Origin of the sequence: Thermomonas sp. (assembly GCF_020850895.1) — a bacterium.
Classification (GTDB): domain Bacteria; phylum Pseudomonadota; class Gammaproteobacteria; order Xanthomonadales; family Xanthomonadaceae; genus Thermomonas.
The window spans coordinates 1-14,101 of record NZ_JADZDS010000052.1 but is presented as its reverse complement, the minus strand read 5'-3'; the positions used below and the strand labels follow the sequence as shown (position 1 = coordinate 14,101).

The window sequence follows — 14,101 nt, the reverse complement described above, 5'->3', positions numbered from 1 at the left end:
TGTACGCCTCGCGCGGCGCGGATTATGCCGAAGCGGCAGCGAATGCCGCACGCGAACTGCGTGACGAAATCAACCGGTATCGCTGAGCGACGGTTGCACGCGGCTGCAGTCCTGCGCGCACTGCCTCATTCCCGCGCAGGTCGCGTCAACCCGGGATACACACGCCAAGGCGCAGACTGCGCAGACATCTCCCTGCAAGGAATGATCAATGAGCGATGGCCTGTACCCGCCGATGAGCAAGGAAATTTCACGCAAGCGTCGCGAACTGGCGCCCAGACAGTTGGAAGCGTTCCGCAATTTCAGCGCGGCGGTGTTCGAAGATGGCGCACTGCCGAACGCCACCAAGCAATTGATCGCGGTGGCGGTCGCACACACGACGCAATGTCCGTACTGCATCAAGGGCCATACCGCCGAGGCGCTCAAGCAAGGCGCCAGCGACGCACAGATCATGGAAGCGATCTGGGTGGCGGCGGAAATGCGCGCAGGCGGCGCCTATGCGCATTCCACCCTGGCGCTGGACACCATGCTGCACGCGCACGACCAAGACTGACTCGCACCGCCGGTTTTTCCGCATGTGGCTGGCGTACAGCGTGCGCCTCAGTGCATGCGGGCAAGTGCGCGCACCAGTGCCAGCGGAAACCCGAGCCAGACCCTCAGCCACGCCGACGCCAGTCGTTGTCGCGAGCCGTGGATGCGCCAAAAACGCGTGGCATCGTGGCGCTGCCGCCACGCAAGCAGCACCGGATGCACGCGTGCCAACAGCCCGCGCACCCGACGGATGCGCACGCTGTTGGCGCAGACCACCGTTGCTCCAGCTGCGCACCCACGTCGGCAGAGGTCCAATTGGGCGATCCGGGTGGCGTAGCCGGTATCGAGCCCACCCAACGCATCGAACCGGCTCCGCGACAGCAGCAACACGCCGCCGCCGACGGCGTCGACCTCCTGCTCGGGTTCTTGCGTCGGCGCACATGCTGCAAACCCGAGCCATGCCCACCACACCGCCCCCGCCGGATCCGCCAGACGCAGGCGCGACGCTGGATCGCTGGCATCCTGTTCATCGACGACATCACCGCCCACCAAGCGGTCACCGGCAGCGGCCACATCACGCAACTGGCTCAACGAATCGCGCTCAACCATGCAGCCCGGCTGCAGCAGTGCGATCCAGTCCGTCGTGCTTGCGGCAACGCCTTGGTTGCAGGCAACTGCGTAGCCCGGATCGTCGGGGTTGGCGATGAAGCGCACACGCGCGTCGGCGACGGCGTGGCGCTGCACGACGGCCAAGGTGGTGTCGCGCGAATTGCAATCGACCACGCGGATTTCGACAACGCCAGCGGCAGCACGCAGGCAAGTCAGGCAGGCATCGATGGTTTCCTCGCTGTCACGACACGCCACCACCGCGACGGTCCCCGCGGCGTTCACACCAGCTCCGGGAACAGCTCGAGTTGGGGTGGCAATCGTGCTACCCGTGCCAATTCCTCGCCCAGCTGAGCACGCATCGCCTGCAATGGATCGTCCATCAGGAAGCGGGCGATCCGCGCGTTCCAGTTTGGCCAGCGCGCAGCCAAGGCGTCCATGTCGCCATCGCCCGGAATGCCCTCACCATCGCGCAGGACGAACGCAGTCGGACACAGCGCGTTGCGCCAGCCCAGCCCGGCCAACCGCAACGACAGGTCGATTAATGCCGCTGGCCAGGAACGGAAGCTGGTTGCATCCAGCCCCCCAGCCGTCGCATGGGCACTCCCGCGCAGCAGCACGGCATGCCCGACCGCAGCAGGCAGTTCATCGGCCTGAGCCTTGAGTTTTGCGCAAGCTTCGGCCAGCAGCGTTGGCGATGGCAGATCCGGTTCGATTTCCCCGATCCTGGGCCAGGATGCGGTTTCCCCGGCATTGCACCATGGCGTCACAGTCCCAAGCGCGGCATCCCCGGCCAGGCAGGCCTCCATTCGTTGCAGCCAACCGGGTGCCGGCCGCGCATCGGCGGCCAAGATCGCCACATCGGACCCGCCGCAGGCGCGTAGCGCTTCATCCAGATGCGCCACCTCGGACACGGGCTCAGCACGGCGCGTGTAGCCGGCTTGCAGCGGCGTTCGCGCAAGCCAGCCCTGGACCAAGCCGACGCCGCGAGGACCAGCCTGACCGTTGTCCGCCAGCCATACCCGGGTCCCGGCAGGTGTACTTGCGTCCAGCGCCGCCAGGCAAGCGTCGAGCGCGTCCTCGTCTTGGCCGACCGCCACCAGGACGATGGGCAGTGACGCGCCAAGCTGGGTCACTGCTTGGGTTTGTTGATCGGGTCCATGGCGCGGAAGCGACGCCCGTATTCATCGGTCAATTCGCGTGCTTCCAACGGATTGCGGACCACCGTCGGGGTGATCAGGATCAGCAGTTCATCGCGCGCCTTGCCCTTGGCCTGCTGGCCGAACAAGCCGCCGAGGATCGGGATCCGGCTCATGCCGGGGACACCCGAGGAACCGTCATTGGTCGATTCGCTGATCAACCCCGCCAGCACCACTGTTTCGCCGCTGGGGGCCACCGCACTGGTGCTGACCCGGCTGGTGTCGATCCGCACGTTGCCGTTGTCATCCGGGAGCCCGACTGGACGACTGACCTCCTGCACGATATCGAGGAAGACCATGCCGTCCCGGGTGATGCGCGGGCGCACCTTGAGGATGATGCCGGTGTCGAGGTACTGGACCTGGCTGTAGGTGCCGTTGGCCCCACCCAGTGCCGGGTTGAAGCTGACCGAGGCGATCGGGATCTTCTGGCCGACGTTGAGGATGGCTTCGCGATTGTTTTGTGTCATCACCGACGGCGAGGACAGGGTGCGCACGTCGGTGACGCTGTCCAAGGCCGAGACGATCGCTGCCGCACTGTGGCCGAGGAAGGTCCAGCTCAGCGCGCTGTCGCCGCCGGCCAACGGCGGCACCAAGCTGCCGCTGTAGGAGCCGAAACTGTTGCGGCCGGTCGGGTACGGCAGCAATGCCGTCGGCAGTGAATTCCTGAAGAACCAGTTCACGCCGTACTGCAACTGTCCCTTGAGGGCGACGCTGAGCACCTGGGCCTCGATGTGGACCTGCATCGGCAAGACGTCGAGGCGTTCGATCACCTGCCGGATCGAGCGCCACTGCGAGGCATTGGCACGCACCAGCAGCGAATTGGTGTCATCCACCGCGGACACGCCGACGGTGCCGCCGTCCACCCGCAGGTTCACCCGGCCATTGCCGGAGCGGGCCTGCGGCAGGCTGGCGCCCTGGCCGGTGCCCACGTCGCCGCCGGTGCTGCCGCCGGAGGAGCCGTCGCTGCTTGGAGTGCCGCCGACATTGGCGGTCGACACGCCGGAACGGTCGTCGACGCCTGAATCTCGGATTTCGGTCGAATTCAGGCCGGGCATCAACGAGGGTGCACCATTGCCGCTGCTGGTCTCGGTGCTGCCGCCAAACACTTCCGCCAGCCGGTCAGCGAGGTCGCGGGCACGGATGTACTTGAGCTCGTACGAGAACAACCGGCCATCGCCGGTGCCGCCTTCAATGCGGTCGATCCACTGCTGGATCTGGTCGAGGTAAGCGGGCTGGCTGGTGATCACCATCACCGAATTGGCACTGTCCAGTGGCATGAATCGGAACATGCCCGCCACCGGCGTGTGGCTCTGTTCCCCGAACACGCGCTCCAAGTCCTGCACCACGTCGGAGGCGCGACCGGATTGCAGCGGATAGACGCCCACCGACATGCTCGACATCCAGTCGACATCGAAGATCTCGACCGTGCGCTGGTAGTTCTCCAGTTCGGCACGGGTACCGGCGATGGTGATGACATTGCGACCGGAATCGACGCTGACGATCGATCCCTGGCGTGCGTACGGTTTGAGGATTTTCTCCATCTCGGCGGCCGAGATGAAGCGCAGCGGGATCACCCGCGATTCATAACCACGCGCCAACGCCGGCGCCCCGGTGCGCGGCACCACCCCGTTCACCAGTGCCTCGGCCGCCGGCACGATGTTGTAACGGCCATCGCTGTAGACCATGCGCGCGCCGTTTTGCGCCAGCACTTGGTCGAGCAGGCTGAGTGCACCAGCGGCACCCACCGGGCGCTGGGTCGACACCGTGACCGTGCCCGTCACGCCGGGCGCGATGCTGTAGCTCTGGCCGAGCATGTCGCCAAGGATCGCCTTCACCACCGCCTGAATCGATTCACCCTCGAAGTTGAAGGTGGCCTGGCCACTGCTGGCCAGCGCCGGCGGCGGTGCCGATGCGACCCGCTCATTGATGCGTGGCGCGGTCCCACGCCGGATCACCGGCTGTGGGCTCTCATTGCCCAGTTCCTCCAACACATCGTGGCGAATCGCATCCGCATCGGCCGGTTGGGTGCTGTGATTGCTCACCTGCTCGCTGCGGTACACCTGCGGCGTTGGCGCACTGACACAGGCTGTCAACAGGGCCACCAGTAGGGCCACCAGCAGCGGGCGGAGGGTCGACAGATTGCGTTTGAGGTTCATGAGCTTGGCTTCGATCATCGTCTGGCTGGCCCGGACATCGGCCGTGAAGGGGGTGGCGCGGCGTCATCGGAGTCGCCGCCACGCTGTCGCAACTGGGCGCGGCGCTCTTCGATGCGACGCCGGATGTCATCGGCTTGCTGCTGGCTTCCAGCATCGGTCCCGGCATCTGCCGCGGCAGCTGATGCGTCAGCGGCGGCATCCCCAGCATTGACGGCATCGGCAGCGGCCGGCACCGCCGAAGGTGGCGCGCCGGGCGTACCGAAGGTGCGCAGATCAAGCGTCATCTGCCCACCGCTGCCCTCGAACACGGCACGGCGCGGCTGCACCTCGACCAGCCGCCAACCCGGTGCGCCTTCGGGAACATCGCCCTCGCGCACGCGCTGGGAGTCTCCGCCGCCGCTGGGTTGCAGGATTGCAAGCCGCACCTGCGGGGTGATCATGGTGCCGGTCAACAGGTAATCCAAGTCACCGCCGCCTGCGCCGGCAACCGCGGCGTCCGCACCTGCGGCAAGGAATGCGCGTGGGCGACGGTCCTGGGTAAACAACGGGCGCTGCGTGATCTGCGGGTAGTCCGTCAAGGGGCCGATACGATCGGTTGAGGCCGTTGCCGGGGGCGGCAACGCCATGTTCGAGGGCGCCCGGACCAGCCCGATGCGCCCACCCATCCCAAGCAGCGCCAGCAGCCACAGCAGCAACGCCCACCCACAGGCCGCGGCCAGCAGCCAGGTCAGTGGCCCGGCTTGGAGGACGCGACGGGTCGCGCTGCGATCAACGGCCACGGGCGGCCTCCGCGGACGGCAGCACATAGCCGTACAGGTTGAAGCTCACATCCAGCCCACCTTCCTGCGGCTCGACGCTGCCGGGAACGGCGAAATACCGCTGCGCGGTGATTTGCAACTGGTCGACGAAAACGTAAGGACGCGCCGATTCCAGCGCGTGCAGCACCTTGAACGTCTCCGCATTTCCGCAACGCAAGCGAACTTGCACCGTCACCCGCTTGTAGGGTTCCTGCAGCGAACGTTCGTCTGCCAGCGGCTCGCGATTGACGATTGCGCAGCCGCGGCCACCCGGGCTGGCTTCGCCGACGACCTGCTCGAGTTGCTGGACCAGGGCTGCGGTCGCTAATTCGGCACTGGGCTGGGGCAGGAAGCTGTTGCCTTGGGCATTGAGATCAGCGAGCCTGCGCTCGATCTGCGGACGCAGCAACAACAGACTACGCAGACGCGCGTTGCGGACCTGCAATTCGCCGATCCTGGCCTCGACCTCAGCCAACGGCGTTGCAAACAGCGGTTGCAGGACCAGCAAGTACGACACTCCGAGCACGCCGAGCAGCAGCAACAGGGCGGACCAGCGATTCGGCTCAACGCGTCTCACGGGCACCTCCCGGTCGGGCAGGCCGTGCAGCGGCAGGTGCCGCACCCTGAGCCAGTTGCGCGATGACCGTGAACCGGTCCATCCGCATCCGCGGGTCGGTCTGCAGGGCGCCGCTGAGCGCCGCTGAGGACCATTGCGGCGCACCTTCCAATTCACCCACCAGCGCAGCCGCCTGGTTGGACAGCCCGACCAGGGTCAGTTGGTTTCCTTCGATCGCCAGCTTTTCAAGATACGTCCCATCCGGAATCCGCTGTGCCAATGCCTCCATGACCTCAACTGAGGTCGACCGGCTGTTGTGCAGGTTGCCCAGGAAGCGCTCTCCTTCCACCGAATCCACCACCCGCTGGCGCGCCACGCCGACACCCTGCGCCTGGGATTGCCGGTGGTTGATGGTGGCCTGCAGGTCCTTCGCAGCAGCGCGTCGGTTGTCGAGGATCTGGTGCAACCCAAGCGCCAGGGCCAATAAGGCCCCCAATCCAAGAGCCAGGTTCAGCCAGAGCCACGGATTGCGACGCCGGTGGCGCTGCGCCGGTGGCAACAGGTTGATGCCCAGTGCTTGTCCGTCGGCATCGGCCAGGTCAATCCCCGCCAATCGCGTGCCCACACCACCCAGTCGCGACGCCACTGCATCAAAGCGCTGGCGCGGCACCACCACCAGCTCGGCCTGCAGCGAACCATCGCTGCGTTCGCCAAGCAAGCGACCATCATGGAGGACGGCATCGGCGGCGAAGGGCGTTTGCCGTTCGATCTCGAATCCCAGCACCGCGCGCAGCCGATCCTGCGCCGCCGCCGGCAGGGTCAGCCCGCGACGCAGGCCGTGCGCAGCCGGCAGCAGCAACCAGCGCGGCAAGTCTGCCAACGACCCACGCAATACGCTCTCAAGTGCATCCCGATCCGCTGGCAGCGGCAGCGGCAGCGAGGACAGCTCCCGAACCACACCCTCGTGCCAGCGCTGCAGCAGCAGTTCATCCCCCTGTGGCACCAGCAGCAGGCGATCGCGGCGCGCGGACAACGCTGCCCGTACCCGCGCCGGCAACCACAGCGCAAGGCCCGCGCCCCACCAGGAAAAGAATCCCCGCAGTCCGTGGCCGAGTTGCGCTCCGCGCGCACCCAAAGCGGCGGCTTCAGTCACTGCCACCCCCCGTCCACCTGCCAGCGCAGGGGCGTGTATGTTGATCCGGGCAAACCATTGCCTCCCATCCGCACGACCACCGAAATCCGGGCGCTGCGCCCATCGGTGCGACGTGCACGGCTGTCGATACTATACGTTCCGCTGCCCGGCCGGGGAGGGGCGGTCGGATCAATCGGCGGGATTTTCCCGTCCATGCCCATCGCCTGCAGCACGAGACCATCGGCGAATTGCGTGTCTGGCATCGGCGCGCCAGTGTAGACGGTCAGGTGCGGGGCCGCTGCCGAGAACAGCGCCGGCCGCATCCCAAGCACCTGCTCCAGCTCAGCCACGCTGGCGAATGTCGCGTCCTTGGCGCCCCACGCCAACCCCGCCGCCGAATAATCACCATCCTCCGCGCCACCGCCGGGCTGGGTCAGGCTGTCGGCATCGCGCCAATCCACGATCGCACCTGCCAATCTGGCTGCGCTGTCACGCGGCTCGCCCAGCGCAACGAAGAAAGACTGCAGCAACTCCGGCGACGCGGCATTGAGGTCGATCTTCGCGGTTTCATCGCGCACTTCGACATCCACCGGTGCGCCTTCGAACATGAATCGGTTGGCACGGCCATCAGCGGCCCAGCGGCGCGTGGGGTTCGGGTCGAGCATGCGCTGCACCGCGTACTCCATTCCCGCCCGCGCCGCCTCGCGCGCCGCCAGATCACGTGCCAAGCCATTGCCCTGTTGCGACTCGACCCTCGCGCTCAAGGCATAACCCGCCACCAGGCCTCCCAACAACAAGACCAGCCACAGCACCAACAACAAGGCCGCCCCGCGTACGCGCTTCACAACCCGTCCTCCTGCCCTGCCTTCGGGATCGGTGGGGCCATCTTCAGCGCCACCACCATTTCAGGCCACCTGCCCTTGCCATCACGGATGCGCACCCGCACCTGCTGCGGCAGTGCATCGACCATGGTCCAGCGCGACAACCATGGCCCGATCTCGCCGGAGACATCGATCGCGCGGTAGGCGAACTCCACGTCGTCCAGTCCCTGCGCCAGCGGTTCGGGCGGCCGCTCTGCGTCGAGTAGCGCATCACCCTGGATCATGCGGAAGTCAACCAGCAACGCTTCCTTGCCGTCCACGGGCTTGGTCGTGAATTCGTGCAGATACGGGCCACCTCGCCCGAGGTAGTCCGGCAGATCGGCGACGAAGCGCATCGATCCCGCATCGCCCTCGAAGCGGAGCGAGCGTCCGCTGCCTGGGTCAAGCCCGTACACCGCCCCCTGGGCGCCTGCGATGCGTTGCCGCAGGAAGCCGGAGACCGCACGAATGCGCTCATTGCGCGCCGCAATCACTTCACCGCGATCCACTGTCGCCCCGGCTGCGCGCAGGATGCCGAACACCAAGGCCAACGCCGCCGCCAACAGCGACACCGCGAGCAGGACTTCGAGCAAGGTGAAGCCCGCCGCGCGGCGCGCCGGTGCGGATCGCGGCACCCGGGAGCGCGCCACGCTCACGGCGCATCCCCCGCCGGTGGCCGCGCCGCCAGCCGCAGCGACACCACCCGCAACTGCTGGCGCGGCCCGCCATCGCCCCACTGCACGTCCAACTGGACGCGCAACATGCGCGCGGCACCGGGATCGATCGGTTGCTTGCGCCCCTGCAGCCGTGGGTCCTGCCACAGCGCGACCTCAAGCTGCCAGCGATAGCGACCCTCCTCAGCCTCCCCATCCAGCCGCATCGGCTGGTTCAGGGTTTCGGCGTTCGCGGCCAGCACGGTCTGCGCAATCAACGCGGCCTTGCCAGCATCCCCCGCGTCGCGCAGTTGCCGACTCGCCCCCGACAACGTGCCGAGCAGCAAGGTCAGCCCCAGCGCCAGCACGGCGAAGGCGACGATGATCTCGATCAGGGTGAACCCCGCCTGCCGACGCGATCGAGCCAATGCGATGCCGCGCCGCGTGCTCACGGTCGCCCCTGTGCACGCTGCAAGCGCACCTCGCCGGTCAACCAGGCCACGTCCACGTCCCAACCGGCGCCATTGGCGAGGAAGCGCACCCGCCCGCCGGTCGCGGCACCGTCCGGAAAGAACCGCACCACGCCCTGCCCGGCCGTGGGCCGGAGTTCGCGCGCGCCGATGAACACGACCTCACCGGCGGACGGCAGGTCGCCACTGCGGCCTTTCGCGGCGCGCCACGATCGCGCGCCCGGATCGATGGTGAACTCCTGTGGCTGCCCGCTGCTGATCGCGACCGCGCGGGTAAAGCGCAACTGCGCCGCCACCTCGCGCGCCGCTGCATGCAATTTCGCCCCCCGCATCCCGCCGCCATTGAAGGCTCCGACCGCCAGCAGGCTGGCTGCGGCAATCAGCACCATCACCACCATCACTTCGATCAGGGTGAAGCCGGATGCTGGCACGCGGGTGCGCTTTACCCGGGGCATCGCGCCCCGGCGCTGCGCTCCCGCGGGATGTCCGTTCGCGTGCATGGCGACGCCGAGGGCGCTTATTCGAACGTGATGTCGGCGTTCACGCTGTCACCGCCGGGCTTGCCATCGGCCCCGAGACTGACCAGATCGAAGGGGCGGCCATCGCCCGGCACCTTGTATTCCAGCGGATGTTGCCAAGGATCCTTCATTTCGCTTTGCTTGGCATACGGCCCAAGCCAGCCTTGTGCATCGCCGGGCTGGGTGACCAGCGCGTCCAGCGTGGCCGGCAGGCTGCCGGTGTCGGACTGGAATTCGTTGATCTTGTCGGCCAAGGTCTGGATCTGCGCCTGCGCCAACCTGACCTTGGCGCGGTCGCCGCCGCCGAGGATGCGCTGCGCAGCGAAGGCCACGATGCCGCCGATCAACACCACCACCACGATGATCTCGATCAGGGTGAAGCCGCGCTGTGCAGCCTTGGGGACGGGACGGACACTGGATCGATTGCGCATCATTGCCTCTGGTTTCTTGGACTGTGGATTGGTTTCGGACCGTCCTTTCGGAAGGTCCATGGGCGATCATCCTGATCTGTTGTCGTGGAACACCCTCGCCAGTCCCGGCGCGGGCTAGCCGACCACGTTGGTCAGGTCGTAGATGGGGGCGAGCACGGACAGGATGACCACGCCCACCACCACCGCCAGTACCAGGGTGATCGCTGGCACCAGCGCCGCCAGCAGCCGATCCATCGTGGTCTGGGTGTCGGCCTCGAAGGTGTCGGCGACCTTGATCAGCATCGCATCCAGCACGCCGGACTCCTCGCCCACCTGGATCATCTGCAGGGCCAGGCGCGGGAAGCGCTTGCTCCGGCCCAACGCCACCGACAGGCCACCGCCATTGCGCACCGCGTCGGCTGCGGCCTCGACATCGGCGGCGAGGACCCGGTTGTCGAGCACGTTGCGCGCGATCCCGAGCGCAGCCAGCATCGGCACGCCATTGCGCAGCAGGGTGCCCAGCGTGCGCGCCAGCCGTGCGGTGTCGAGCTTGGCCACCAGCGGGCCGGCGATTTTGTTCTGCAGCAGCCAAGCGTCGACGCGACGCATGAAGTCCTGGTCACGACGCTTGCGATCCAGCCACAGCGCCGCCAGCAAGGGCAGCGCCAGCACCACGATCCACCAATTGCGGATGAAATTGCCGGTCCACAACACCAGCTGCGAGAACCACGGCAGGTCGGCGCCGAGACTGTCGTACATGCCGGAGAACTGCGGCACGACGTAGCCGAGCAGGAACAGCAAGGACAGCCCGACCATCACCAGCAGGATGATCGGGTACACCAGCGCATTGACGACCCGCACGCGCAGCGCACGCGAACGCTCCAGATACTCCGCCAGCCGCTGCAGGGCGTCCTGCAGGCTGCCGCCGGCCTCGCCTGCCCGCACCATGTTCACGTACAGCCGACCAAAGATGTCGTGGTGGCGCTCCAGCGACGTCGACAGTGCCGCACCGCCGCGCACGGTGTCACGGACATCGCCCAGCACCTGCTTCGAGGCTTCGTCCTCTGGCTGCTCCAGCAGGATGCCGAGCGCACGGTCCAGCGGCTGCCCTGCACCGAGCAGGGTCGCCAGTTGCTGGGTGAATTGCACCAGCCGCGCACCGGAATAAGGCTTGGCCTTGAACAAGCCTCGCCAGTTGTAGTCGCTGCCGGCCTCGGAGGCCAGCTTCGCTTCCATCGGCAGGTGGCCCTGCTCCTGCAGGCGCGCCGCCACCTCGGTGTCGCTGGCGGCCTCCATCTGCCCGCTCAGCTGTTCGCCGCGCGCGTTCAGGGCCTTGTAGCGATACAGCGCCATCGGCTCAGTTGCCCTCGGTGACGCGCAGGACTTCTTCGACCGTGGTCTCGCCGCGCAGGGCCTTGGCGATGCCGACGTCGTACATGGTGTGCATGCCGCTGCGTCGTGCCAGCCGCTCGATTTCCTCCATCCCCGCATGGCGCATGACCGCGCGCCGGATCTCGTCGTCCATCAGCAGCAGCTCCATGATGGTGGTGCGGCCGAGGTAGCCGGTGGGCGACAGCTCGGAGGGCCGCGGGCGATACAGGTAGATCTCGCCATCGGGATGGAATTTGCGCAGGCCGAATTTCTGGATTTCTTCCGGCGTCGCAAGGTAGCGTTCGGCGTGCACCGGCTCCAACCGGCGCACCAGGCGCTGGGCGAGGATGCCGTTGACGGTGGAGGTCAGCAGGTAATCCTCCACGCCCATGTCCAGCAGGCGGGTGATGCCACCTGCAGCGTTGTTGGTGTGCAATGTGGACAGCACCAGGTGGCCGGTCAGCGCCGACTGGATCGCGATGCGCGCGGTCTCCAGATCGCGCATTTCGCCGATCATGATGATGTCGGGGTCCTGGCGCACGATCGCGCGCAGGGCATTGTTGAAATCCAGCCCGATCTGCGGCTTGGCCTGGATCTGGTTGATGCCCTCGATCTGGTATTCGATCGGGTCTTCGACGGTGATGATCTTGACCCCCGGCGTGTTCAACTTCGACATCGCCGTGTACAGCGTCGTGGTCTTGCCGGAGCCGGTCGGGCCGGTGACCAGGATGATCCCGTGCGGCTGCTCCAGCACCTTGTTGAAGCGCCACATGAAGTGGTCGCTGAAGCCGAGCTTGTCGAAATTCAGCACCACGGTCTCGCGGTCGAGCAGGCGCATCACCACCGATTCGCCGTGCGCGGTCGGCACCGTGCTCACGCGCAGGTCGAGCTCCTTGCCCTGCACCCGCGCCACGATCCGACCGTCCTGCGGCAGCCGGCGCTCGGCGATGTTGAGCTTGGCCATGATCTTGATGCGGCTGATCACCGCGGCGGTCAGGTTGGCCGGCGGGCTCTCGCCCTCCTCCAGCACGCCGTCGATGCGGTAGCGCACCTTCAGCCGGTTTTCGAACGGCTCGATGTGTATGTCGGAGGCGCGCAGCTCGACCGCGCGCTGGACGATCAGGTTGACCAGCCGGATCACCGGTGCTTCCGAGGCCAGGTCGCGCAGGCGCTCGACGTCGTCGATGCTCTCTTCGCCGCCCTCCGCGCCTTCGATGATGCTGTCCATCGCACTGCGGCCCTGGCCGTGCCAGCGCTCGATCAACTCGCCGATTTCCGAACGCGGACACACAGCAGGGCGCAGCTCACGCCCGAGCGCCAGCCCCACCGCTTCCAGTGCGTACGGGTCTTGCGGGTCGGCCAGCAGCACATCCACGCCCTGCGCATCCACGGCCACCGGCACCACGTGGTATTGCTTCATGAACTTCACGCTCAGCGCCACGTCCTCGGGCGGCAGGTCGGGAAGGTCCTTGGTATTGCGCAATTCAAGGCCAAACTCGGACGAGCAGGCCACCGCATGGTCGCGCTCGGACACCAGGCCCAAGCGCGCCAGCAGGATCAGCAGATCGCCGCCGTCCTGCTCCTGCAGGCGACGCGCGCTGGCCAAGTCCGCCTCTTTCAGGCGCCCGTACTTCAGCAACTGCGCAACGATGCGTCCGACCGGCCCGTCGGGAGCCTGCACCGCTTCTTCTGCAACTGCGTTCACGCGCACCCCTCCTAAGGATGGCCTGAACAACTCCATCCTGGAGTTGTCAGCCCGCGCCAGTCCGGTCAATGCCCGGACTTGGCTCACACGAATCGATCCCATGCGTGATTGATTCGTGGCCAGCCACCCTTGGCTGGCAGGAGCATCTGAACGATTCAGATGCTCCCAAACGTCCACCGCAGACTTTAGCAGGCAGCGGCAGCCATCGGAACCGCATCGCCCCTGTCGCGCGCGCTCGACTGCTCAGCCGAGCCAGGTGCGGGCGTTGCGGAACATCCGCAGCCACGGGGCGTCGTCCGGCCAATCGCTGGGAGCCCAGCTGAAATTGCCGCTGCGCAGGGTGCGCTCCGGATGCGGCATCAGAATCATCGCGCGCCCATCGCGGCTGCTGACACCGGCGATGCCCTGAGACGAGCCGTTGGGATTGGCCGGGTAGCACGCGGCGTCCGCGATATTGCCGCCGTCGACATAACGCAGGGCAACCGCGACACCGGCGAGTTGGTCGGCCCCATCGAACACCGCGCGGCCTTCGCCGTGGGCCGAGGCCACCGGGATCCGTGAACCTTCCATGCCGCGCAGGAAGATCGATGGTGACGGCTGCACTTCCAGCGCCACCAGTCGCGCCTCGAACTGCTCGCTGGCATTGCGCTGGAAGCTCGGCCAGTGGCTGCTGCCGGGGATGATGTCGCGCAACTGCGAGAGCATCTGGCAGCCGTTGCAAATGCCGAGCGCGAACGTCGATTCGCGCGCGAAGTAGGCGGCGAACATGTCGCGCAACGCGGCGCGTTCGAGGATCGAGGTTGCCCAGCCACGCCCCGCCCCCAGCACGTCGCCGTAGCTGAAGCCGCCGCAGGCGACCAAGCCATGGAAGTCGGCGAGGTCGAAACGCCCGGCGATCAGATCGCTCATATGCACGTCGAACGCATCGAAGCCGGCGCGATCGAAGGCATAGCCGGTTTCAAGCTGGCTGTTGACGCCCTGCTCGCGCAGGATCGCCACCTTTGGCCGCACCCCGCTGGCGATGTAGGGCGCGGCGATGTCCTCCGCCGGATCGAAGCACAACCGCGGCTGCAAGCCCGGCGCATCGAAGCGCCGCGCCGCGGCGCGCTCGCTGTCGGCGCAGTCCGGGTTGTCGCGCAG

Annotated in this window: 15 protein-coding genes; 1 reads left to right on the top strand and 14 read right to left on the bottom strand. The window is 67.0% G+C overall.

Translation table 11 applies throughout. The features are described from left to right. The first annotated feature begins 208 nt into the window (after window positions 1–208). Window positions 209–550, top strand: a complete 342-nt coding sequence (locus tag IT472_RS05300; RefSeq protein WP_297179452.1) for a carboxymuconolactone decarboxylase family protein — start codon at window positions 209–211, stop codon at window positions 548–550. A gap of 47 nt (window positions 551–597) precedes the next feature. On the opposite strand, the gene IT472_RS05295 is transcribed toward IT472_RS05300, so the two are convergent. The 14 genes from IT472_RS05295 to IT472_RS05230 all read right to left on the bottom strand — a co-directional run. Next, entirely contained in the window at window positions 598–1,419 is an 822-nt protein-coding gene (locus tag IT472_RS05295) for a glycosyltransferase (protein ID WP_297179449.1), read from the bottom strand. Further along, a complete protein-coding gene (locus IT472_RS05290) occupies window positions 1,416–2,270 on the bottom strand; it encodes a glycosyltransferase family 2 protein (protein WP_297179446.1) in 855 nt (284 codons plus the stop codon). The genes IT472_RS05295 and IT472_RS05290 overlap by 4 nt, the downstream gene beginning before the upstream one ends. Next, window positions 2,267–4,489: a type II secretion system secretin GspD gene (gspD, locus tag IT472_RS05285; RefSeq protein ID WP_297179444.1), complete on the bottom strand. Its 2,223-nt coding sequence runs from the start codon at window positions 4,487–4,489 to the stop codon at window positions 2,267–2,269. The genes IT472_RS05290 and gspD overlap by 4 nt, the downstream gene beginning before the upstream one ends. Before the next feature lie 14 nt (window positions 4,490–4,503). Next, window positions 4,504–5,268 carry a hypothetical protein gene (locus IT472_RS05280; protein WP_297179441.1) on the bottom strand — a complete coding sequence of 255 codons (765 nt, stop codon included), beginning with the start codon at window positions 5,266–5,268 and terminating at the stop codon, window positions 4,504–4,506. After that, the gene (gene gspM, locus IT472_RS05275) at window positions 5,258–5,863 is read right to left on the bottom strand and encodes a type II secretion system protein GspM (RefSeq protein ID WP_297179438.1); all 606 of its coding nucleotides are present in this window, start codon (window positions 5,861–5,863) and stop codon (window positions 5,258–5,260) included. Before gspM ends, IT472_RS05280 begins: the two co-directional genes overlap by 11 nt. Further along, window positions 5,850–6,995 carry a PilN domain-containing protein gene (locus tag IT472_RS05270; protein WP_297179436.1) on the bottom strand — a complete coding sequence of 382 codons (1,146 nt, stop codon included), beginning with the start codon at window positions 6,993–6,995 and terminating at the stop codon, window positions 5,850–5,852. Before IT472_RS05270 ends, gspM begins: the two co-directional genes overlap by 14 nt. Next, window positions 6,992–7,819 carry a type II secretion system protein GspK gene (locus tag IT472_RS05265; protein ID WP_297179434.1) on the bottom strand — a complete coding sequence of 276 codons (828 nt, stop codon included), beginning with the start codon at window positions 7,817–7,819 and terminating at the stop codon, window positions 6,992–6,994. Before IT472_RS05265 ends, IT472_RS05270 begins: the two co-directional genes overlap by 4 nt. Beyond that, on the bottom strand, window positions 7,816–8,490 hold the full coding sequence (locus IT472_RS05260; protein ID WP_297179430.1) for a prepilin-type N-terminal cleavage/methylation domain-containing protein: 675 nt from the start codon (window positions 8,488–8,490) through the stop codon (window positions 7,816–7,818). Before IT472_RS05260 ends, IT472_RS05265 begins: the two co-directional genes overlap by 4 nt. Next, on the bottom strand, window positions 8,487–8,939 hold the full coding sequence (locus IT472_RS05255) for a prepilin-type N-terminal cleavage/methylation domain-containing protein (RefSeq protein WP_297179427.1): 453 nt from the start codon (window positions 8,937–8,939) through the stop codon (window positions 8,487–8,489). Before IT472_RS05255 ends, IT472_RS05260 begins: the two co-directional genes overlap by 4 nt. Beyond that, window positions 8,936–9,412, bottom strand: a complete 477-nt coding sequence (locus IT472_RS05250) for a GspH/FimT family pseudopilin (protein WP_297179424.1) — start codon at window positions 9,410–9,412, stop codon at window positions 8,936–8,938. Before IT472_RS05250 ends, IT472_RS05255 begins: the two co-directional genes overlap by 4 nt. Window positions 9,413–9,474: 62 nt before the next feature. Beyond that, window positions 9,475–9,906: a type II secretion system major pseudopilin GspG gene (gspG, locus tag IT472_RS05245; RefSeq protein ID WP_297179459.1), complete on the bottom strand. Its 432-nt coding sequence runs from the start codon at window positions 9,904–9,906 to the stop codon at window positions 9,475–9,477. A gap of 114 nt (window positions 9,907–10,020) precedes the next feature. Continuing rightward, window positions 10,021–11,238: a type II secretion system F family protein gene (locus IT472_RS05240; protein ID WP_297179421.1), complete on the bottom strand. Its 1,218-nt coding sequence runs from the start codon at window positions 11,236–11,238 to the stop codon at window positions 10,021–10,023. Between the two features lie 4 nt (window positions 11,239–11,242). After that, a complete protein-coding gene (gspE, locus tag IT472_RS05235) occupies window positions 11,243–12,997 on the bottom strand; it encodes a type II secretion system ATPase GspE (protein ID WP_297179456.1) in 1,755 nt (584 codons plus the stop codon). Between the two features lie 207 nt (window positions 12,998–13,204). Continuing rightward, window positions 13,205–14,101 (bottom strand): phosphoribosylformylglycinamidine synthase subunit PurQ (locus tag IT472_RS05230; protein WP_297179418.1); only part of this gene is annotated, 897 nt, incomplete at its 5' end.

What these genes read in the sequence shown, in the direction of transcription:
- IT472_RS05240 (WP_297179421.1), bottom strand. Translation starts at nt 11,238, where the DNA reads ATGGCGCTGTATCGCTACAAGGCCCTGAACGCGCGCGGCGAACAGCTG.
- IT472_RS05300 (WP_297179452.1), top strand. Translation starts at nt 209, where the DNA reads ATGAGCGATGGCCTGTACCCGCCGATGAGCAAGGAAATTTCACGCAAG.
- gspE (WP_297179456.1), bottom strand. Translation starts at nt 12,997, where the DNA reads ATGGAGTTGTTCAGGCCATCCTTAGGAGGGGTGCGCGTGAACGCAGTT.
- gspG (WP_297179459.1), bottom strand. Translation starts at nt 9,906, where the DNA reads ATGCGCAATCGATCCAGTGTCCGTCCCGTCCCCAAGGCTGCACAGCGC.
- IT472_RS05250 (WP_297179424.1), bottom strand. Translation starts at nt 9,412, where the DNA reads ATGCCCCGGGTAAAGCGCACCCGCGTGCCAGCATCCGGCTTCACCCTG.
- gspD (WP_297179444.1), bottom strand. Translation starts at nt 4,489, where the DNA reads ATGAACCTCAAACGCAATCTGTCGACCCTCCGCCCGCTGCTGGTGGCC.